The sequence below is a fragment of the Pseudomonas sp. PSPC2-3 genome, from assembly GCF_049898265.1.
GTDB lineage: Bacteria > Pseudomonadota > Gammaproteobacteria > Pseudomonadales > Pseudomonadaceae > Aquipseudomonas > Aquipseudomonas veronii.
Window position 1 is genome coordinate 60950 of sequence record NZ_JAFCXJ010000015.1, and the last position, 19732, is coordinate 80681.

The following is a 19732-nucleotide window of genomic DNA, read 5'->3' on the forward strand; positions in this document are numbered from 1 at the left end:
ACCTTGCCAGGATTTGTCAACGGAAGAAAACCGCCCTCCACCCAAGCCCTCTAGCGCCTGCGTTCCAGCCTGTCTCGCGGGGTTATTAAACATCACCGTCGCCGGATCGTTCTCTAAAACGACAGGCAGTGCCGCCGATGTCATACGCCTCCGGCGACTATCCCGTCATTATTTTCGGACAACCGAACGCAACAGCCACGCTTTGTTCGGAAAGCCGGACAAGTGCATGGACAAACCTTCTTAAATATAATTTTAATTTGTTTTAAATCAACACCTTAGATAATAAACACGAAGGCGTTCAGGCTGGTACAAATCCTGCTCCCTTCCTGCACCTCGAGGCGTTCAGAACCGCCCGAGCGCTCTAGATGAACTTGCTACCGCACTCATCAAAAACCAGAGAGAAAAATAATGAAATCTGCACTGAAGACCTTTGTTCCGGGCGCACTCGCCCTCCTGCTGCTGTTCCCCGTTGCCGCTCAGGCAAAAGAAGTCGAAACCAAAGCCAAACTCTCCAACGTGGTGATCCTCGCCACCGGCGGCACCATTGCCGGCGCCGGCGCCAGCACCGCTAACAGCGCCACCTACCAGGCAGCCAAAGTCGGCATCGAGCAATTGATCGCCGGTGTTCCCGAGCTTAGCCAGATCGCCAATGTGCGCGGCGAGCAAGTCATGCAAATTGCCTCCGAAAGCATCAATAACGAAAACCTGCTGCAATTGGGTCGCCGCGTCGCCGAACTGGCTGACAGCAAGGACGTCGACGGCATCGTGATCACCCACGGCACCGATACCCTGGAAGAAACCGCTTACTTCCTGAACCTGGTGGAAAAAACCGACAAACCCATCATTGTTGTCGGCTCGATGCGCCCAGGTACCGCCATGTCGGCAGACGGCATGCTCAACCTGTACAACGCCGTCGCCGTCGCCGGCAGCAAGGATGCCCGCGGCAAGGGCGTGCTGGTGACCATGAACGACGAGATCCAGTCGGGTCGCGACGTGAGCAAGATGGTCAACATCAAGACCGAAGCGTTCAAGAGCCCATGGGGCCCGTTGGGCATGGTGGTTGAAGGCAAATCCTACTGGTTCCGCCTGCCGGCCAAGCGTCACACCATGGACTCCGAGTTCGACATCAAGACCATCAAGAGCCTGCCCGACGTCGAAATTGCCTACGGCTACGGCAACGTAAGCGACACTGCCGCCAAAGTCCTGGCCCAGGCCGGCGCCAAAGCCATCATCTTTGCAGGCACCGGCAACGGTTCGGTGTCCTCCAAGGTCGTCCCGGCCCTGCAGGAACTGCGCAAGCAAGGCGTGCAGATCATTCGCTCGTCCCACGTGAATGCCGGCGGTTTCGTGCTGCGCAACGCCGAACAGCCTGACGACAAGTACGACTGGGTGGCTGCCCACGACCTGAACCCACAGAAAGCGCGGATTCTGGCAATGGTTGGCCTGACCAAGACCCAGGACAGCAAAGAGCTGCAACGGATGTTCTGGGAATACTGATTCCTGGTAACACCTGTGCAGGGGCGGATTCGCCCGCCCCTGCTTCCCCGCAAAACCCTCGCTACATATCTCCCCGCCCTACATCAATTCGCTTGAATCACTGTCAGACGAGCTTGTTGAATTTTAAGCAGTTGCGAAATCGCCTACAGTTAAATACTGTATGCACGTACAGCTTACTAAGGAATACTCCGTGGCAAAGTCCTCTTCCGCAGCGCCAACCCCGCCTGATGCTTACGAACGCCTGGCCCTTCGTGTGCAAAAGATCATCAATTCGACCAACGCCCAGAAAGCCAAGGCAGCCTTGATCTTCCGCCTGCCGGATGAACCGGAGGACGAATGGCAACGTCTGCTGGAGGAAATTGCGGAGAACGACAACGTCACACTCGCCTACCGGGACGACGGTGGCGTGCAGATTTTCTGGGTTGTGCCGAAGGAAGATTGATTCAATGAGTGTCCGTTTTACTGCTGTGTTTTTGTGCCTGTTTTTTGCCATCGCCGCCCACGCCCAAGCGCCCCGAACGTTCAGCGAAGCCAAGAAAATCGCCTGGAAGCTCTACGCACCACAATCCACCGAGTTCTATTGCGGCTGCAAATACACGGGCAACCGCGTAGACCTGAAAGCCTGCGGCTACATCCCACGCAAAAACGCCAGCCGCGCCGCGCGCATCGAGTGGGAACATATCGTGCCGGCCTGGCAGATCGGGCATCAGCGCCAGTGCTGGCAGAATGGCGGGCGCAAGAACTGTACGCGGTATGACGACGTGTTCAAACGCGCCGAAGCCGACCTGCACAACCTCGTGCCGAGCATCGGCGAGGTCAATGGCGACCGGAACAACTTCAGTTTTGGCTGGCTGCCGGTGCAAAGCGGGCAGTACGGTTCATGCCTGACCCAGGTCGACTTCAAGGCCAAGAAGGTCATGCCGCGTCCGTCCATTCGCGGGATGATCGCACGGACGTATTTTTACATGAGTAAACAATACGGCTTGCGCCTGTCGAAACAGGATCGCCAACTGTACGAAGCCTGGAACAAGACCTATCCGGTGCAGACCTGGGAGCGCCAACGCAATCAGACGGTAGCCTGCGTGATGGGGCGCGGCAACGAGTTCGTCGGCCCGGTGAATCTGAAAGCCTGCAACTGAAACCGAGCGGGAAAAATCGGTATTTTCCCGCCCAATCGGCCGGTTACTGCGCGACCTTGTGTTCGATGATCTGCGACTCGGTGTCGTTTTTCTTGGCACGGGCAAGTTTTTCCGTCAGCAAGGCCTGTTTGGCTTCAGCCTCGGCCCTGGTTTGGAATGGCCCCAACAGCACCACATCCTTGCCGTCTTCCTTCACGATATAAAAATTGAAACCATGCTCCAGCAACCAGGCGGTCAGGTCGGTGATCGCCTGCAGCTTGTGATCCGGCGGACCCACGCGCAGGTCCCACTCCTGAGCGGCAATCGCACCGGTTTGCGGCTGGCTTTCAGTCACGGCGGGCTTGGCCCTGGGCTCTTCGACACGCTTGCCTTCACCGCAACCGGCCAATGCCAACACCGCCATTGCCATCGCTACTTTACGCACTGCCCTGCTCCTTTAAGGATAAAGAGGCAACTTTATCATCCACTGTCTATTCTGGCCGTCATAAACGTTGGGTTAAACAATGCGAATCATGTATCGCAGACCTGTATGATGACGCCATGGGAATTAATGTCGCCTCTATGCGTCCTAAAAGAGGCAGTCACAGGGAAGCGCTTAGCAGTAAGCTACACACATCCGACACCTGCCCTGTCTGAAACATGTGTCCTTAAAAGTAATCAAGGAGAAGTCCATGCTGATACTCACCCGTAAAGTTGGTGAAAGCATAAACATCGGTGATGACATTACGATCACCATCCTGGGCGTCAGCGGCCAGCAAGTACGAATCGGCATCAATGCACCGAAGGATGTTGCCGTGCATCGCGAGGAAATCTACCAGCGCATCCAGGCCGGCCTGACGGCGCCGGATAAAAACCAGACGCCTTGAAGCGCCTTCAGTAGCCAGCCTTTTCGTTCACGGTCACGGCTGGCGAAAACCCTATTGGCCTGCTCGCGTTCTTTTCGCGTTCAGCGTATCCGGCCCTTTCATCGTCGCTAAAAAGATGAAACTGTCATTACGCCCGGAACTTGTTACATGATTTGCAGCCGAACCTCGTGAGAACCTCTTCCGCCATACGAGTGCACTCAGGAGCACATCGATGAGGCCTAGCACGAAGCGACCTTTTGCCGCCCGTTCCTGGATGATCGCCCTGTTCATCGGGCTCGTCTTTGCAGGATTGGAATGCGGCTTGAGGTTCGAAATCAAAGATATCTACGTCACCGATGTGCCGTCATGGCTGGACTTGACGCTGTTGCTCGGCGGCTACCTTTTTGTGTTCTGCCTCAAGCCGATCCAGAAAACCGTCCAGCGCAAAATGTGCCAGCGCGCAGCTCCCGGCGAACACCGGAGAACTACCCACTGACGGCTGATGCCTGGCTATCAGATCGCCGGTATTTACAGCCCTGCAGCAGCACCTATGCTTGGCCTTGCACGGTCGGCTGAAAGGCGTTGAAGCAGATGGACACCCTGAGCAAATCCCAAATCGAATCTGCACTGGCATCGCGCTTGCCCAGCTATAAGGTCGTCTGCACATTACATGCTGACGGCACCCTCTCAGCCATTCTCAGCGGCCCGAACACCGACCACTTCGCAATCACCGGCATCGTGCGCGCACACTATCGCGGCGAAGAAGCGATTGCCCGACTTGCCAATGAGATACTCAGAGAGATGGTGCTGTCGCGCCAGGGCGTGAAAAATTATCCTTTGCACACGCCCGGCGCCCCAGGCACGTGTGAAGAAGGCCACGGCCGATAGAACGCGCGCCCTTTCCCTCTCACTCCATTCGGCGCTCGACGCGCAGCAGGCCTTCAGCGTCGCGCCGCACCTGAAACTGCTCATACCCGTCGATCCAAGCATGCGCAGTCACCATGGGTGTCAGGTGCGTCGAGGTCACGACCATCACATCCGCGCCCGCCGCCTCCCCCGCTCGGATCCCCACCGTCGCATCTTCGAATACCAGGCAGTCCTGGGCCGCGACACCCAGACGCTGCGCACCCAGCCTATAGCAGGCGGGATCCGGCTTGCCGTTGGCGACATCCTCGGCCGTCACCCACACCGCCGGCGGACTGATGCCCGCCGCCTGTAGGCGCCGTAGCGCCAACTCCCTGGGGGCGGACGTCACCAACGCCCATTGATCGCTGGGCACATCATTCAAGAACGCAACGGCGCCGGGAATCGCCACCACACCCTCGACATCATTCAGCTCGGCCTCGGTGATCCATTGCGCCTCAGCCTCAGGATCGACCCCAGGCAACGCCTGACGCCTGATCGTATCGATCGCCCGCGCGCCATGAATGGTGGTCAGGAACGCCGCCACATCCAGGCCATGACGTTCAGCCCAGATACTCCACACCCGTTCGGCAGCCGCAATGGAGTTGAGCAAGGTGCCATCCATATCGAACAGGAAGGCGCGATAACGCTGGGCAAATACGGCTGAACCGGGGATGGGCACGGTGTGGCTTCCTCGCAGGCGACGACAAAAATAGACTCGAGGCAATCTACGGATCACCTCGACGCTTGTAAACGCCAACAGCGCTCATGCGACGCATCCCCGGCGCTACAGCGGCAGAGCCCAGGGCGGGGCGACGTGTTTCGAGTGGTTTTTTCCAAGGCGGGAGAATTGTTGCTGCAGACCGACAAACCGTGTGAGCAATCGCCTTGTGTCGGCCCGGCGTGAAGATTCTCATTCAGCCACTACACTCAACAAAGCAACCGCACGCTTTGTGCACCGTTCAGGGCAAGATTGCCGACAAAGAGGCTAGCCACTATGTACGCCGGACAAACGCATATGGAAACGTTCAATGGCGAAATTCTCGGCCAGATGTTCGTCCAGATCATCTGTCTGCTAGCGGTGGCTCAGCTTTTCTTCTGATCGCCCGCTTCACCGTCCGCCGGGAACGGGGCGTGGCGAAACTGCGCCCAAATTTCAGGCAACAAAAAAGGGCCCACCTTTCGGTGAGCCCTTCCAGACCGCCCAGCAGAGCGGATTTTGTTTGGTAGGCGCGATTGGACTCGAACCAACGACCCCCACCATGTCAAGGTGGTGCTCTAACCAACTGAGCTACGTGCCTGCTGTGAGGCGGCATTCTACGGAATTCCGGAGGGCTGTCAACATCTTTTTTGCAGCTAACCCTATGAATATGCGAATTTTTTATTTTCGGCCCGTACACCCGTATTTTTCGGGCGGCTGGCAGGCGATTTTCAACTCAGGTAGGATCGGGGCACTCGTAAAAAATATAAAACAGAGGTTCCAGGATGGCGAACACCCCCTACCCCCAGTCGTATTACGCCGCGTCGGCGAATGCGGCTCCGCCTCGCCCAGTGCTGCAAGGTGAAGTCGAAACCGATGTGTGCGTGATCGGTGCTGGCTACACCGGGCTCTCCAGCGCGCTGTTTCTGCTGGAGAACGGTTTTCGCGTGACAGTCCTGGAGGCGGCTAAGGTAGGGTTTGGCGCGTCTGGCCGCAACGGCGGGCAGATCGTCAACAGCTACAGCCGCGATATCGATGTGATCGAGCGCAGCGTCGGGCCGAAGCAGGCGCAGTTGCTGGGACAGATGGCGTTCGAGGGCGGCAGGATCATTCGTGAGCGGATCGCCAAGTACCAGATTCAGTGCGATCTGAAGGACGGTGGAGTATTCGCCGCGCTGAACAGCAAGCACATGGGTCACCTGGAGTCGCAGAAGCGCTTGTGGGAGCGTTATGGCCATACGCAGCTGGAGTTGCTGGACGAGCGGCGCATCCGCGAGGTGGTGGCCTGTGACAATTACGTCGGCGGCCTGCTGGACATGAGCGGCGGACATATCCACCCGCTCAACCTGGCGCTGGGCGAAGCAGCAGCCGTAGAGTCCCTCGGCGGCACGATTTATGAGCAGTCAGCCGCATTGCGCATCGAGCGCGGCGCCAACCCAGTGGTACACACCGCCGAGGGCAAGGTCAGGGCGAAGTTCATCATCGTCGCCGGCAATGCCTACCTGGGGAACCTGGTGCCGGAATTGGCGGCCAAATCGATGCCGTGCGGCACCCAGGTGATCACCACCGCACCGCTGGGGGACGAACTGGCCAAAACGCTATTGCCACAGGACTACTGCGTCGAAGATTGCAACTACCTGCTCGACTACTACCGCCTGACCAGTGACAAACGCCTGATCTTCGGCGGTGGCGTGGTCTATGGCGCGCGGGACCCGGCCAATATCGAAGCAATCATCCGCCCGAAGATGCTCAAGGCCTTCCCGCAACTCAAGGATGTGAAGATTGACTACGCCTGGACCGGCAATTTCCTGCTGACCCTGTCGCGCTTGCCGCAAGTCGGTCGCCTGGGCGACAACATCTATTACTCCCAAGGCTGCAGCGGCCACGGCGTGACGTACACGCACCTGGCGGGCAAGGTACTGGCAGAGGCCCTTCGAGGCCAGGCAGAGCGTTTTGACGCGTTTGCCGACCTGCCGCACTACCCGTTCCCCGGCGGGCAACTGTTGCGCACGCCGTTTGCCGCGATGGGCGCCTGGTATTACGGGCTACGGGATAAGCTGGGGTTCTGATGGGAAGGCTTGCCTGGGATGCTGGCACGGCGCACTCAGCCGACATCATCGCAGGCAAGCTTGCGTCCACAGGGGACTGAGGTAGCTTGCCGACACGCGCTGATCAATGCTGAATCGCAGACACAAAAAACCCCGGTCTTTCGACCAGGGTCTTTGCTATCGGGTCAAAGGCAGCCAACGGCTTTCTTTGTGCTGCAAGGCGTTCAGTGGGCCTTGAAGCAGATATGGCGCAGCGGACGGGACTCGAACCCGCGACCCCCGGCGTGACAGGCCGGTATTCTAACCGACTGAACTACCGCTGCGTATCGCTTGACCGGCCGAGCGTAAACCCTCAACCGTCTTTAAACATCTGGCTGATCAGCCTTGGCTGTTCAACCTCAAGCCCGACGAATCGAACCTGGAAAATATGGCGCAGCGGACGGGACTCGAACCCGCGACCCCCGGCGTGACAGGCCGGTATTCTAACCGACTGAACTACCGCTGCGCGTCGGTGCAACCTTTAACGTTGCGTCTTACCCTAGGGCAAAACTCTCAAGAAGTGGTGGGTGATGACGGGATCGAACCGCCGACCCTCTGCTTGTAAGGCAGATGCTCTCCCAGCTGAGCTAATCACCCTTTGCTTCGTTGAGGCCGCGAAATTTACGCAGATAGCGGACCTAAGTCAATAGCCTGCTTGAAGTTTTTCTGAAAAAGACAAAATAGTTTCAAGACGGCTACCCACCCTACTCGCTGTAAATCATCTTCTTGCTCATGCCGCCGTCCACCACAAACTCCTGGCCGGTGACGAACCCGGCCTGGCGCGACAGCAGCCATGCCACCAGCGCCGCCACGTCCTCCACCGTGCCAACCCTGCCCGTCGGGTGCTGGGCGTGGTCGGCGTCGGTCAGCGGCTCTGCGCGACGGGCTGCCGGATCACGCGCATCGATCCAGCCAGGGCTGACGGCATTGACCCGCACTTCCGGGCCAAGGCTCATCGCCAAGGCGTGTGTCAGGGCCAGCACGCCGCCCTTGCTCGCCGCGTAGGCTTCGGTGTCCGGCTCCGACTGCCGAGCCCGGGTCGAGGCCAGGTTGACGATCGCACCGCCATGGGCGCGCAGGTACGGCGCACAGTGCTTGGCCAACAGCATCGGGCCGCTGAGGTTCACCGCCAGCACGCGATTCCAGGAGGCCAGGTCAAGGCTTTCAAGGGTGATATTGCGCGGGTCGGCCACCGCCGCATTGCACACCAATGCGTCCAGGCGCCCGAACTGCCCAAGCACTTCAGCGACGCCCTGGGCGACTTGCTTCTCGTCGGCCACGTCCATGGTGATAAACCAGGCGTTCTCGCCGAGCACCTTGGAGACCTTGGAGCCGCGCTCGCGGTCCAGGTCGGCCAACACCACCTGCCAGCCTTCGCTAATCAGCCACGCCGCGATCCCCAGGCCAATGCCCCGGGCAGCGCCCGTCACCAGCGCGACGCGGCCGTTACCGCCCGCAGCCGCTTCCATGGACCACTCGATCACAAGGCCGCCAGCCCACGGGCCAGATCAGCCTGCAAGTCAGCGACGTCTTCAAGCCCCACCGCAACACGGATCAGGCTGTCGCGAATACCCGCCGCTTCCCGCTCCTGCGGCGCCAGGCGGCCGTGGGACGTGGTGCCGGGATGGGTAATGGTAGTCTTGCTGTCACCCAGGTTGGCGGTGATCGAGATCAGGCGTGTCGCGTCGATAAAGCGCCAGGCGCCCTCTTTGCCGCCTTTCACCTCAAAACTCACCACCGCACCGAAGCCGCGCTGCTGGCGCTGGGCCAATGCGTGCTGCGGATGGCTCTTGAGGCCGGCGTAGTGAACCTTCTCGATACCGTCCTGCTGCTCCAGCCACTCGGCCAGGGCCTGGGCATTGGCACAATGGGCTTTCATCCGCAGGCTGAGAGTCTCCAGGCCCTTGAGGAAGATCCATGCATTGAACGGGCTCAGGGTCGGGCCGGCCGTGCGCAGGAAACCCACCACTTCTTTCATCTGCTCGCTACGCCCCGCCACCACACCGCCCATGCAACGGCCTTGGCCGTCGATGAACTTGGTCGCCGAATGCACGACAACATCCGCACCCAGCTTCAACGGCTGTTGCAACGCCGGCGTGCAGAAGCAGTTGTCGACCACCAGCATGGCGCCTTTGGCATGCGCGACTTGCGACAGCGCGGCGATGTCTACCAACTCGGCCAGCGGGTTGGACGGCGACTCGACGAACAGCAGCTTGGTATTGGCTTTGATTGCCGCATCCCAGCCGGAAAGATCCGCCAAAGGCACGTAGTCCACTTCGATACCGAAGCGCTTGAAATACTTCTCAAACAGGCTGATGGTCGAACCGAACACGCTGCGTGACACCAGCACATGGTCGCCGGCGCTGCACAAGCTCATGACCACCGCCAGGATCGCCGCCATGCCGGTCGCCGTGGCGACCGCCTGCTCAGCGCCTTCCAGTGCGGCGATACGCTCTTCGAACGCCCGCACGGTCGGGTTGGTGTAACGGGAATAGACGTTGCCCGGCACTTCACCGGCAAAACGCGCAGCGGCGTCGGCAGCGGTGCGGAACACATAGCTGGAGGTGAAGAACATCGGATCACCGTGCTCACCTTCCGGCGTGCGGTGCTGACCGGCGCGCACAGCCAGGGTATCGAAAGCTACGCCATCGAGGTCGCTGTCCAACCGACCGGCATCCCATTCCTGACTCATGCTGCGACTCCTTACTCAATGCTTTGTTTAAGATACAAAACCGGCCCCTCAGGGCCGGTGTTTACTCAATTGTTGTACAGATCGATGATCGCACTGACCGCCTGGGTCTTGATCTTCGACGAGTCGTTACGCGCCTGCTCGATCTTGTTCAGGTAAGCCTCATCGACATCACCGGTCACGTATTTGCCGTCGAACACCGCGCAGTCGAACTGCTCGATCTTGATCTTGCCACCGCCGACCGCTTCGATCAGGTCGGAAAGGTCCTGATAGATCAGCCAATCGGCGCCGATCAGATCGGCTACGTCCTGGGTCGTGCGGTTGTGGGCGATCAGCTCGTGGGCGCTCGGCATGTCGATGCCGTACACGTTCGGGTAACGCACGGCAGGCGCGGCGGAGCAGAAGTACACGTTCTTCGCGCCAGCTTCGCGGGCCATCTGGATGATCTGCTTGCAGGTGGTGCCACGCACGATGGAGTCATCCACCAGCATCACATTCTTGCCGCGGAATTCCAGTTCGATGGCATTGAGCTTCTGGCGTACCGACTTCTTGCGCGCCGCCTGGCCAGGCATGATGAACGTGCGGCCGATGTAGCGGTTCTTGACGAAGCCTTCACGGAACTTGACGCCCAAGTGGTTGGCCAGCTCCAGCGCAGCGGTACGGCTGGTGTCCGGGATCGGGATCACCACGTCGATATCGTGCTGAGGGCGCTCGCGCAGGATCTTGTCGGCCAGCTTCTCGCCCATGCGCAGGCGCGCCTTGTACACCGAAACGCCGTCGATGATCGAATCCGGACGCGCCAGGTAGACGTGTTCGAAGATGCACGGAGTGAGTTTCGGCGCAACAGCGCACTGACGGGTGTGCAACTTGCCATCTTCGGTGATGTACACCGCTTCGCCCGGTGCCAGGTCGCGGATCAGGGTGAAGCCCAGCACGTCCAGGGACACGCTTTCGGAGGCGATCATGTACTCGACGCCTTCATCGGTGTGACGCTGACCGAACACGATCGGACGGATGCCGTGCGGGTCACGGAAACCGACGATGCCATAACCGGTGACCATCGCCACTACCGCGTAACCACCGACGCAACGGTTATGCACGTCGGTGACGGCGGCGAACACATCTTCTTCGGTCGGCTGCAGCTTGCCGCGCTGGGCCAGCTCGTGCGCGAACACGTTGAGCAGCACTTCCGAGTCAGAGTTGGTGTTGACGTGGCGCAGGTCAGATTCGTAAATCTCCTTGGCCAGCTGTTCAACGTTGGTCAGGTTACCGTTATGCGCCAGGGTGATGCCGTAAGGCGAGTTGACGTAAAACGGTTGAGCTTCGGCCGAGGTCGAGCTACCGGCAGTCGGGTAACGCACATGGCCAATGCCCATGTGCCCGACGAGGCGCTGCATGTGACGCTGATGGAACACGTCACGTACCAGACCATTGTCCTTGCGCAGGAATAACCGGCCGTCGTGGCTGGTCACAATACCGGCAGCGTCCTGGCCGCGGTGCTGGAGGACGGTTAGCGCGTCATACAGCGCCTGATTGACGTTCGACTTACCGACGATACCGACGATGCCACACATGCGACGCAACCCCTACTTAATGAATCTTGACTGAACACTGCTTACTGAGGCGTTTTGGCCGGTAAGAGGTGCTCCTTGAACGGAAGATCAGCGGGTATGCTGATCCCGCTGGCCAGCCACTGACTGCTCCACCCCAAAATGAGGTTCTTGGACCAATCTGCAACCAATAGAAATTTTGGCACGAGTACCGACTCCTGCCACCACGAATCCTGCTGTACTGGCCCCAGGCTCAACAGCCCGACCGCCACGACCACCAGCAACGCGCCACGCGCAGCGCCGAAGGCCATGCCGAGAAATCGATCGGTCCCGGAGAGGCCGGTGACACGTATCAACTCGCCAATAAGATAATTGACCATTGCTCCCACCAGCAGCGTGGCGATGAACATGATGGCGCAGCCCGCGATGACGCGAGCCGAAGGTGTCTCGATGTACCCGCTCAAGTAGACCGACAGCGAACCGCCGAACATCCAGGCGACGACTCCTGCAATGATCCAGGTCAGCAACGACAGTGCTTCTTTTACGAAGCCGCGGCTTAGACTGATCAAAGCGGAGATGGCGACGATTGCGACGATCGCCCAATCAACCCAGGTAAATGGCACGGTGCAGCCTACAGACGGATAAGGCGGCGCATTTTAGCAGAGCGCCGGGCTATCGGTAAGCTGTGATTGCGGGTGCTTTGCAAAACAATAGTTTGTGACGAGTTAAGCGCATTTCAAGGCCCACTCGAAACCAAAGTGGAAGGGGGCTGGCTCCCGATGGCGGTGGGTCAGTCAGCAGAACCGATACTGATCGACCGCCATCGGGGGCAAGCCCCCTCCCACATTTGACTGCATTCCAAGCTGAAAGCGGCGTGAACTCAGCCGCGTTCAGGCTGGAAACGCACCACAAAACCGTTGAGATTCTGCTGACGCCCCAACAAATCGCGCAGGCGGTCCGCCTCGGCACGCTCGATCAACGGCCCGATAAACACGCGGTTCTTGCCATCGGCGCTGCGGATGTAAGCGTTGTAGCCCTGACTGCGCAGTTTTTTCTGCAAGGCCTCGGCGCTTTCGCGATTGGCCAGGCTGGCCAACTGGATCGACCAACTGATCGGCAGGCCATTCGGGTCGATGCGGCTCTGACCCACGTCCGGTTTGCCCGGCGCGGCAGGCTGCGGCACGACCGGCTTGGGGGCAGGCGCTGGCGTGGCAGGCTTGGCAGCGACGGCAGGCGCCGGCTTGACCACAGGCACACTCGGCTGCACCGGCATCGAAGGGGCCGGCTGCGCGGCCAGCTCCTCATCGGCCGGCACCGGCTCTTCTTCAGGCAATGCCTGCGGCTCAGGCACCACCACCGGCTCAACCTGCACCTGAGGCACGACCGGCGCCTGGGGCGCTGCCGGGGCCTCAACGACCACCTGGCGCTGTTCGTCCTGACGGGAAAACAGCATCGGCAGGAAAATCACCGCCAAGGCCACCAGCACCAGGGCTCCGACCATCCGCTGCTTGTATGCGCTATCCAGTAATGCCATGTGCAGCTTCCTCCGTGGAGCGCCGGGCCAACCATTCGAGCGCCTCGGCAACACAATAAAATGACCCGAACAACAGAATCTCATCCTCGGGCGTGGCAACCGCACACTGCGCCTCAAGGGCCGCAGTGACACTTGCATACGACGCCACGCGCGCACCAAGGTTCTGCAAGGCCGCCTCAAGCTCGGCGGCCGGACGGCTACGCGGCGTGTCCAGGGGCGCCACGGCCCAGGCCTGGACATTCCCCAGCAACGGCGTCACTACGCCCTCCAGATCCTTGTCGGCCAGCAAGCCGAACACCGCCAGGCGGCGACCGACCGGCGCTATACGCGACAGGCGTTGCGCGAGGTATTCGGCGGCGTGGGGGTTGTGCCCCACATCCAGCAGCAGGTTCAGGCGCTTGCCCTGCCAATCGAAGGCACGGCGATCGAGACGCCCGACGATCCGCGTCGCCAGCAATGTACGAGCAATCTGCGCAGGATTCCACGGCAGATCCAATAGCAGATAGGCTTGCAGGGCGAGCGCGGCGTTTTCCATCGGCAGGTTCAGCAGCGGCAGGTCATGCAACGCCACGAGCTGGCCGCGCGCATCACGCCCGCGCCACTGCCAATGCTCAGCACCGACGTCAAGATTGAACTCACGCCCGCGCAGGAAGAATGGGCAATCCAGCTCCCGCACCCGGTCGAGCAACGTCTGCGGCGGGTCCAGATCACCGCACAGCGCAGGCTTGCCCTGGCGGAAGATGCCGGCCTTTTCATAGGCCACGGATTCACGGGTATCGCCCAGGTAGTCGACATGGTCGACACCGATGCTGGTGACCAGCGCCAGGTCGGCATCCACCACGTTGACCGTATCCAGGCGCCCGCCCAGGCCCACTTCAAGCACGACCACGTCCAGGCGCGCCCGTTCGAACAGCCAGAACGCCGCCAGAGTGCCCATCTCGAAGTACGTCAGGGAAATCTCACCGCGCCCGGCATCGAGCGCGGCGAAGGCTTCGCAGAGCTGCTCGTCAGTGGCTTCCACACCATTGAGTTGCACCCGCTCGTTGTAGCGCAGCAGGTGCGGCGAGCTGTACACGCCGACCTTCAGGCCTTGGGCCTGCAGCAGCGCTGCGACAAAGGCACAGGTCGAGCCCTTGCCGTTGGTCCCCGTCACCGTGATCACTCGCGGCGCCGGGCGGCCCAACCCGAGGCGGGCCGCTACCTGTTGCGAGCGCTCCAGGCCCATGTCGATGGCGGACGGATGCAACTGCTCAAGGTAGGCGAGCCATTCGCCCAGGGTACGTTGGGTCATAGGTTTGCAGGCACCGGCGGCACGACGATCGGCTCAACCTTCGGCGCGATGTAGACCGGCGTCGGCAGGCCCATCATTTGCGCGAGCAGGCTACCCAGGCGTGGACGCAACTCGCCACGGGCGATGATCATGTCGATCGCACCGTGCTCCAGCAGGAATTCGCTGCGTTGGAAGCCTTCCGGCAGTTTTTCGCGAACGGTCTGCTCGATCACACGCGGGCCGGCAAAGCCGATCAGGGCCTTGGGCTCGCCGACGATCACGTCGCCCAGCATCGCCAGGCTGGCGGAAACACCGCCGTACACCGGATCGGTCAGCACGGAGATGAACGGAATGCCCTCTTCCCGCAGACGCGCCAGCACCGCGGAGGTCTTGGCCATTTGCATCAGGGAGATCAGGGCTTCCTGCATGCGCGCACCACCGGAGGCTGCGAAGCAGATCATCGGGCAGCGGTTTTCCAGGGCGTAGTTGGCGGCGCGCACGAAACGCTCGCCGACGATGGCACCCATGGAACCGCCCATGAAGGAGAACTCAAACGCCGACACCACGACCGGCATGCCCAGCAGCTTGCCGCTGACCGAAATCAGCGCGTCTTTCTCACCGGTCTGCTTCTGTGCAGCGGTCAGGCGGTCCTTGTACTTCTTGCCGTCACGGAACTTGAGGCGGTCAACCGGCTCGAGGTCCGCGCCCAGCTCGTTACGGCCGTCGGCGTCGAGGAAAATGTCGATGCGCGCGCGAGCGCCGATACGCATGTGGTGGTTGCACTTAGGGCAAACGTCCAGGGTCTTTTCCAGCTCCGGGCGGTACAACACCGCGTCGCAGGATGGGCATTTGTGCCACAGACCTTCAGGAACCGAGCTTTTTTTCACCTCGGAACGCATGATCGAAGGGATCAGTTTGTCTACTAACCAGTTGCTCATGCTTTCTTTCTCCAGTACCGGTGGCTTGAACACAGCCCCGCGTATGCCCTTGAGCTAAATTCATATGTGGCGATGACACATGCAGGACGGGGTCAGACGTTCGACCAGCCATTTCCCGCATGTTTCCTCAGCCTTCCAGACAACCTGCCCGTGCAGGGTTGCCACTTCATTTCCGGGCCTCCCGCAGGTGGCACCGGGCTGTTTTACACAGTGGTAGTTATGGACGGCGGCAGACTGCCAGCCGTCACATCACGCCATCGCTGTTGCGCACAGCCTGCATGAATGCGCGAATCTTGCCGTGGTCCTTGATGCCCTTGCCCTGCTCTACCCCACCGCTGACATCCACAGCATACGGCCGGACCTGCTCGATCGCCGCCGCGACATTGGCGGGGGTAAGCCCGCCGGCCAGTATGATCGGTTTGCTCAACCCCTCGGGGATCAGCGACCAATCGAAGGCTTCGCCGGTGCCGCCGGGTACGCCTTCGACGTAGGTGTCCAGCAGTATCCCGCGCGCGCCGGTGTAGGCCGCGCAAGCGCCGGCGATATCATCCCCGGCCTTGACTCTCAACGCCTTGATATACGGACGCTGGTAGCTTTCGCATTCGTCAGGGCTTTCATCGCCGTGAAACTGCAACATGTCCAGTTGCACGGCATCCAGGGTTTCGTTGAGTTCGCAGCGGCTGGCATTGACGAACAAGCCCACGGTGGTCACGAACGGCGGCAGTGCGGCGATGATCGCCCGCGCCTGCAGCACATTCACCGCCCGCGGGCTCTTGGCATAAAACACGAAACCGATGGCATCCGCCCCCGCTTCGACTGCCGCCAGCGCGTCTTCTATGCGGGTAATCCCACAAATCTTGCTGCGAACGGCTGACATGTCGTGGAAACCTCAGGGGTTGAACCGAGAAAGTCCCGGATGGTAACAAAAGCTTTTCCGGGCGTCAGCCGCCAAGTTCGCTGAAACCTGTGAGGAAGTGTGGCCCGATGAAGCGCTGCGGCAGCTCGAACTCGTCGCGGTACTCCACTTCCACCAGATACAGGCCAAACGGATGCGCCGTGACGCCGCCGGTCCGCCGAATACGGCTTTCCAGTACTTCCCTGGCCCACTCCACCGGGCGCTCGCCGGTGCCGATGGTCATCAACACGCCGGCAATGTTGCGCACCATATGGTGCAGGAACGCTCCGGCGCGGATATCCAGCACGATCATCTTGCCGTGACGCGTCACCCGCAAGTGATGGACTTCCTTGATCGGTGACTTGGCCTGGCACTGGCCGGCACGGAACGCGCTGAAATCGTGGACGCCAACCAGATGCTGCGCGGCTTCGGCCATGCGCTCGGCATCCAGCGGGCGGTGGTTCCAGGTGATTTCTTCGTTGAGGTGCGCCGGGCGGATCTGATCGTTGTAGATCACATAGCGGTAACGCCGGGCGATCGCCTTGAAGCGCGCATGAAAGTGCGCCGGCATGACCTTGGCCCAACTGACACTGACGTCATGGGGCAAATTGATATTAGCGCCCATCACCCACGCTTTCATCGAGCGCTCGGCCTGGGTGTCGAAGTGAACCACCTGGCCGCAGGCGTGGACGCCGGCGTCGGTACGCCCGGCGCACATCAGCGATACCGGCGAGTCGGCGACTCTGGACAGGGCCTTTTCCAGGGTTTCCTGCACCGTCAGCACGCCGGACGCCTGGCGCTGCCAGCCGCAATAGCGCGAACCTTTGTATTCCACGCCCAGGGCGATGCGGTAAAAGCCTGCAGCCGCCATTTCGGCAGCCGGGTTATCTATATTTGCCAAGAACTGAGAGCCTGATGAGTTGCGCAAAGGCGGGCATTATAAGGCGCTGCGCCCCAGACGCCATGTGTTTGGTACCGGCAATGCAAAACGGCGGCCCGAAGGCCGCCGTCTGGGTCATCCCGTGGCGATTACACCAGTCGGCCAAGCATTTCCTTGGCTTCGCCGCGCTGGGTTTCATCGCCCTCGGTCAGCACTTCGGAAAGAATATCCCGCGCGCCATCCGTATCGCCCATGTCGATATAGGCCTGGGCCAAATCCAGCTTGGTTGCGACCTCATCGGTGCCGGAGAGGAAGTCGACCTCCGGTTCGTCATCGCCCAGCGCCGCGTCTTCGGCGGTGAAGGACGGCTCGATCGGCGGGTTTTCCAGGCTCTGGGACAGACGATCGAGCTCGGCGTTGACGTCATCCAGTTCCGAGGCGAACGCATCGGGTTTGGCCGCCGGGGCGTCCGGCTCGTCAGCCAGGGACAGGTCGAAGTCTTCCGGCAGGTCGAGGTCGTCCAGGGCGGCCGGGGTCAGGGTCGGCGGTTCGACCGGCGACACGTCCTTCATCTGATCTTCAAGCCCCGAAAGGAAGTCGTCATCGGACTGGGACGCCGGCGGGTCCAGTTGCAGGTCGAGGTCAAAGTCCGACAGATCTTCCGGGCTTGGCTTGGCATCGGTCTGTTGCTGCAGCAGCGCTTCGAAGGTCTGCTGATCGGTCTTGTCCAACGCCGCAGGCGAAGCCGCCTCCAGCTCGTCCAGACTCAGATCGAAATCAGTATCGAACGGCTCCGCTTCTGCCGTCGCTTGCGGCGCGGCGGCCGGCTTGTCTTCCAGCAGATCCTTGACGTATTGAGCGTCCATCGCGGCGGCGGCCACGGCGGCACTCACTCCCGCCGCCAACACGGCCATGGCCGGGAAGCGCGACTTGAGCTGCTCGACCTGGGCATGGTTTTCACCATTGGCCACCAACTGACGCTCCTGGACGACAAAACCGTCCTTGTCGTTCTGCAGGCCGTAGACTTCCATCAGCTTCAAGCGCAGGTCGCTGCGCTTGGGTTCGTACTTAATGGCTTGTTCCAGCACATCGGCCGCCTGGTTCAAGTGACCGCGGTCGATATGGGATTGGGCCTGGACCAGCGCATCATTGGTGTTTTCCGGCGCTACGGCGCCAGCCAGTGGCGCAAGCACCGAGGCCGCGCTTGGTGCCGCTGCCGGCGCGACCACAGGTGCCGGCGCAGGCGCGGCGGTCAACGTCACGTTCGGGGCCGGCACTTCCAGGCCAGCGAAGCTGTCCGGTGGCAGATCAAGGTCGATGTTCGAAGCGAATTCCGGCTCTTCGGACAGGGCCCGCGCCATGCGCAGGTGCTTTTCTTCTGCGCGACGGGCATTGCGATGACGCGCCCACAGCAACAGGAGCAACAACGCCACCACGCCGGCCGCGCCGCCGATGACGCCAAGCACAATCGGGTTCGTCAGCAGTTCGTTGAATTTGTCTTCGCTGGTCGCAGGCACGGCGTCGGGCTTGATCGGCTCGGCCACCGGGGTCGCGGTGGCGGCCGGCTCAGCGGGCGCGACTGCAGCGGCCGGCGGCTCACCTGCCAACTGCGCGGGCATGACCGCAGTCGCCGGGGTTGCCGGGGCGCCTTTTTCAGCCTGCAACCTGGCCAGTTGATCGTTTTTCAGCTGGATCAGCTTTTGCAGCTTGTCCAATTGGCTCTGTAGGTCTGCGGCGCGGCTTTTCAGTTCTTCGTTGTCACGGCGGGTGGTGTCGAGCTGTTCCCGGGCCATCGCCAGCTTGTCGCTCAGGGCCTGGCCATCACCCGCCTTGCCCTTCGCGCCCTTCTTGGCGGAGTCGGCCGAAACCAGACTCAAGTTGTCCTTGGCGTTGGTGCTCGCCGGTGCATTGCCAGCCTGGGTGCGCTTGGTGGCGTCCAGTTGTTGCTTACCGGCCGTCTGATGGGGCGCGGCACGGCGGCCCTGGCGCCAGGCGACGTTCTGCGCGGTCACTTCGGCAATGGCCTTGGGCTGCGGTAACGCCGTGCTTTGTACGGTATCCGGCAGGCGCAGCACATGGCCGGTTTTCAGACGGTTGATGTTGCCGCCGATAAAAGCGTCAGGGTTGAGTGCCTGGATCGCCAGCATGGTCTGCTGCACAGAAGCGCCATTACGGTGCTTCTCGGCGATTTCCCACAGCGTGTCACGGGCCGTGGTGGTGTGCTGGGCCGGCACGCTCAACGCGGGCGCGCTCAAACGCGGCGTGGCTGCGCTGTTGGTCGGCGTCGACTGGTCGAACTTGGCCGGGTCGAGCAGCACGCTGTAGTCACGCATCAAGCGGCCATTGGGCCATTGCACTTGCAGCAGGAACCGCACGTAGGCATCAGGCAACGGCTTGCTGGACGTGACACGCACCACACTGCGCCCGGCCGGGTTGATCACCGGGGTGAACGTCAGGTCATTGAGGAACGCCTGGCGATCGACGCCGGCATCGACAAACGCCTGGGACGACGCCAGGCTCGGGGTGATCTCGGAGGCCGTGAGGCCGCCGACGTCGAGCAATTCGATTTCCACCGACAACGGCTGGTTCAACTTCGACTTGAGGGTCATCTCCCCCAGCTGCAGCGCCTGCGCCATACCGGAGGACAGCGCCGAGGCGGCCGCTATTGCTAACACCAGTTTGCGAACTTGAACCATAGCCTCATCCTTTGTTTGAACACTCCCCGGCCTGCGAGAAGGTTGGTAACCGTTGCCATAAGGCACGGCGAGCCGATAGGTCACCGACACGCAACTGTTCCTGCTTGGG

Annotated in this window: 19 protein-coding genes and 4 tRNA genes; 7 read left to right on the forward strand and 16 right to left on the reverse strand. The window is 61.0% G+C overall.

The window, feature by feature from the left end:
* Positions 1–408: 408 nt before the first annotated feature.
* The 3 genes from ACP7E3_RS29570 (at position 409) to ACP7E3_RS29580 (ending at position 2636) form a co-directional block, all read left to right on the forward strand.
* Positions 409–1497, forward strand: coding sequence for an asparaginase (locus ACP7E3_RS29570; protein WP_426125266.1), 1089 nt, complete (start codon positions 409–411; stop codon positions 1495–1497).
* 190 nt (positions 1498–1687) lie between these two features.
* The gene (locus tag ACP7E3_RS29575; RefSeq protein WP_017847680.1) at positions 1688–1939 is read left to right on the forward strand and encodes a DUF1654 domain-containing protein; all 252 of its coding nucleotides are present in this window, start codon (positions 1688–1690) and stop codon (positions 1937–1939) included.
* Positions 1940–1943: 4 nt separating this feature from the next.
* A complete protein-coding gene (locus tag ACP7E3_RS29580) occupies positions 1944–2636 on the forward strand; it encodes an endonuclease (protein WP_057005677.1) in 693 nt (230 codons plus the stop codon).
* A gap of 43 nt (positions 2637–2679) precedes the next feature.
* On the opposite strand, the gene ACP7E3_RS29585 is transcribed toward ACP7E3_RS29580, so the two are convergent.
* The gene (locus tag ACP7E3_RS29585; RefSeq protein WP_026140121.1) at positions 2680–3060 is read right to left on the reverse strand and encodes a hypothetical protein; all 381 of its coding nucleotides are present in this window, start codon (positions 3058–3060) and stop codon (positions 2680–2682) included.
* Positions 3061–3307: 247 nt separating this feature from the next.
* Here ACP7E3_RS29585 and csrA point away from each other — a divergent pair, with 247 nt between their 5' ends.
* The 3 genes from csrA to ACP7E3_RS29600 all read left to right on the forward strand — a co-directional run bounded on the left by csrA (position 3308) and on the right by ACP7E3_RS29600 (position 4369).
* Positions 3308–3502, forward strand: a complete 195-nt coding sequence (gene csrA / locus ACP7E3_RS29590; RefSeq protein ID WP_003192511.1) for a carbon storage regulator CsrA — start codon at positions 3308–3310, stop codon at positions 3500–3502.
* 211 nt (positions 3503–3713) lie between these two features.
* Positions 3714–3977: a hypothetical protein gene (locus tag ACP7E3_RS29595; protein WP_046382646.1), complete on the forward strand. Its 264-nt coding sequence runs from the start codon at positions 3714–3716 to the stop codon at positions 3975–3977.
* A 95-nt stretch (positions 3978–4072) separates the two neighbouring features.
* Positions 4073–4369: a hypothetical protein gene (locus ACP7E3_RS29600; RefSeq protein ID WP_017847684.1), complete on the forward strand. Its 297-nt coding sequence runs from the start codon at positions 4073–4075 to the stop codon at positions 4367–4369.
* Positions 4370–4388: 19 nt separating this feature from the next.
* Here the strand turns inward: ACP7E3_RS29600 and ACP7E3_RS29605 are convergent, their stop codons facing one another.
* Together ACP7E3_RS29605 and ACP7E3_RS29610 are read right to left on the reverse strand one after the other, a co-directional pair.
* Positions 4389–5066, reverse strand: coding sequence for an HAD family hydrolase (locus ACP7E3_RS29605; RefSeq protein WP_017847685.1), 678 nt, complete (start codon positions 5064–5066; stop codon positions 4389–4391).
* A 542-nt stretch (positions 5067–5608) separates the two neighbouring features.
* A tRNA-Val gene (locus ACP7E3_RS29610) sits at positions 5609–5685 on the reverse strand.
* 184 nt (positions 5686–5869) lie between these two features.
* Here ACP7E3_RS29610 and ACP7E3_RS29615 point away from each other — a divergent pair.
* Positions 5870–7153, forward strand: coding sequence for an NAD(P)/FAD-dependent oxidoreductase (locus tag ACP7E3_RS29615; protein WP_017847687.1), 1284 nt, complete (start codon positions 5870–5872; stop codon positions 7151–7153).
* A 225-nt stretch (positions 7154–7378) separates the two neighbouring features.
* Here ACP7E3_RS29615 and ACP7E3_RS29620 read toward each other — a convergent pair.
* The 13 genes from ACP7E3_RS29620 to ACP7E3_RS29680 form a co-directional block, all read right to left on the reverse strand.
* Positions 7379–7455: transfer RNA gene (locus ACP7E3_RS29620), tRNA-Asp, on the reverse strand.
* 105 nt (positions 7456–7560) lie between these two features.
* Positions 7561–7637 (reverse strand) — tRNA-Asp (locus tag ACP7E3_RS29625).
* A gap of 55 nt (positions 7638–7692) precedes the next feature.
* A tRNA-Val gene (locus ACP7E3_RS29630) sits at positions 7693–7768 on the reverse strand.
* A 107-nt stretch (positions 7769–7875) separates the two neighbouring features.
* Positions 7876–8640 (reverse strand): SDR family oxidoreductase, encoded by a 765-nt coding sequence (locus ACP7E3_RS29635; protein ID WP_017847688.1) that lies wholly within the window; start codon positions 8638–8640, stop codon positions 7876–7878.
* Positions 8641–8651: 11 nt separating this feature from the next.
* On the reverse strand, positions 8652–9863 hold the full coding sequence (locus ACP7E3_RS29640) for an O-succinylhomoserine sulfhydrylase (protein WP_017847689.1): 1212 nt from the start codon (positions 9861–9863) through the stop codon (positions 8652–8654).
* 65 nt (positions 9864–9928) lie between these two features.
* Entirely contained in the window at positions 9929–11434 is a 1506-nt protein-coding gene (gene purF / locus ACP7E3_RS29645) for an amidophosphoribosyltransferase (protein ID WP_017847690.1), read from the reverse strand.
* A 41-nt stretch (positions 11435–11475) separates the two neighbouring features.
* Positions 11476–12033: a CvpA family protein gene (locus ACP7E3_RS29650; protein WP_057005681.1), complete on the reverse strand. Its 558-nt coding sequence runs from the start codon at positions 12031–12033 to the stop codon at positions 11476–11478.
* Between the two features lie 257 nt (positions 12034–12290).
* Entirely contained in the window at positions 12291–12944 is a 654-nt protein-coding gene (locus tag ACP7E3_RS29655) for an SPOR domain-containing protein (RefSeq protein ID WP_169864893.1), read from the reverse strand.
* On the reverse strand, positions 12928–14235 hold the full coding sequence (gene folC / locus ACP7E3_RS29660; protein ID WP_426125272.1) for a bifunctional tetrahydrofolate synthase/dihydrofolate synthase: 1308 nt from the start codon (positions 14233–14235) through the stop codon (positions 12928–12930). Before folC ends, ACP7E3_RS29655 begins: the two co-directional genes overlap by 17 nt.
* Complete coding sequence (gene accD, locus ACP7E3_RS29665) at positions 14232–15152, reverse strand: acetyl-CoA carboxylase, carboxyltransferase subunit beta (protein ID WP_046382640.1); 921 nt, start codon at positions 15150–15152, stop codon at positions 14232–14234. Before accD ends, folC begins: the two co-directional genes overlap by 4 nt.
* A 244-nt stretch (positions 15153–15396) precedes the next feature.
* Complete coding sequence (locus ACP7E3_RS29670) at positions 15397–16029, reverse strand: phosphoribosylanthranilate isomerase (RefSeq protein ID WP_057005683.1); 633 nt, start codon at positions 16027–16029, stop codon at positions 15397–15399.
* A gap of 64 nt (positions 16030–16093) precedes the next feature.
* Positions 16094–16918: a tRNA pseudouridine(38-40) synthase TruA gene (gene truA / locus ACP7E3_RS29675; RefSeq protein ID WP_046382638.1), complete on the reverse strand. Its 825-nt coding sequence runs from the start codon at positions 16916–16918 to the stop codon at positions 16094–16096.
* A gap of 158 nt (positions 16919–17076) precedes the next feature.
* Positions 17077–19623 (reverse strand): FimV/HubP family polar landmark protein, encoded by a 2547-nt coding sequence (locus ACP7E3_RS29680; RefSeq protein WP_426125275.1) that lies wholly within the window; start codon positions 19621–19623, stop codon positions 17077–17079.
* Positions 19624–19732: the final 109 nt, after the last annotated feature.

Excerpts from the sequence above, each read along its gene's own strand:
- ACP7E3_RS29570 (WP_426125266.1), top strand. The coding sequence starts at position 409 with ATGAAATCTGCACTGAAGACCTTTGTTCCGGGCGCACTCGCCCTCCTG.
- ACP7E3_RS29580 (WP_057005677.1), top strand. The coding sequence starts at position 1,944 with ATGAGTGTCCGTTTTACTGCTGTGTTTTTGTGCCTGTTTTTTGCCATC.
- csrA (WP_003192511.1), top strand. The coding sequence starts at position 3,308 with ATGCTGATACTCACCCGTAAAGTTGGTGAAAGCATAAACATCGGTGAT.
- ACP7E3_RS29595 (WP_046382646.1), top strand. The coding sequence starts at position 3,714 with ATGAGGCCTAGCACGAAGCGACCTTTTGCCGCCCGTTCCTGGATGATC.
- ACP7E3_RS29600 (WP_017847684.1), top strand. The coding sequence starts at position 4,073 with ATGGACACCCTGAGCAAATCCCAAATCGAATCTGCACTGGCATCGCGC.
- ACP7E3_RS29615 (WP_017847687.1), top strand. The coding sequence starts at position 5,870 with ATGGCGAACACCCCCTACCCCCAGTCGTATTACGCCGCGTCGGCGAAT.
- ACP7E3_RS29635 (WP_017847688.1), bottom strand. The coding sequence starts at position 8,640 with ATGGAAGCGGCTGCGGGCGGTAACGGCCGCGTCGCGCTGGTGACGGGC.
- ACP7E3_RS29640 (WP_017847689.1), bottom strand. The coding sequence starts at position 9,863 with ATGAGTCAGGAATGGGATGCCGGTCGGTTGGACAGCGACCTCGATGGC.
- purF (WP_017847690.1), bottom strand. The coding sequence starts at position 11,434 with ATGTGTGGCATCGTCGGTATCGTCGGTAAGTCGAACGTCAATCAGGCG.
- ACP7E3_RS29655 (WP_169864893.1), bottom strand. The coding sequence starts at position 12,944 with ATGGCATTACTGGATAGCGCATACAAGCAGCGGATGGTCGGAGCCCTG.
- folC (WP_426125272.1), bottom strand. The coding sequence starts at position 14,235 with ATGACCCAACGTACCCTGGGCGAATGGCTCGCCTACCTTGAGCAGTTG.
- accD (WP_046382640.1), bottom strand. The coding sequence starts at position 15,152 with ATGAGCAACTGGTTAGTAGACAAACTGATCCCTTCGATCATGCGTTCC.
- ACP7E3_RS29670 (WP_057005683.1), bottom strand. The coding sequence starts at position 16,029 with ATGTCAGCCGTTCGCAGCAAGATTTGTGGGATTACCCGCATAGAAGAC.
- truA (WP_046382638.1), bottom strand. The coding sequence starts at position 16,918 with ATGGCGGCTGCAGGCTTTTACCGCATCGCCCTGGGCGTGGAATACAAA.
- ACP7E3_RS29680 (WP_426125275.1), bottom strand. The coding sequence starts at position 19,623 with ATGGTTCAAGTTCGCAAACTGGTGTTAGCAATAGCGGCCGCCTCGGCG.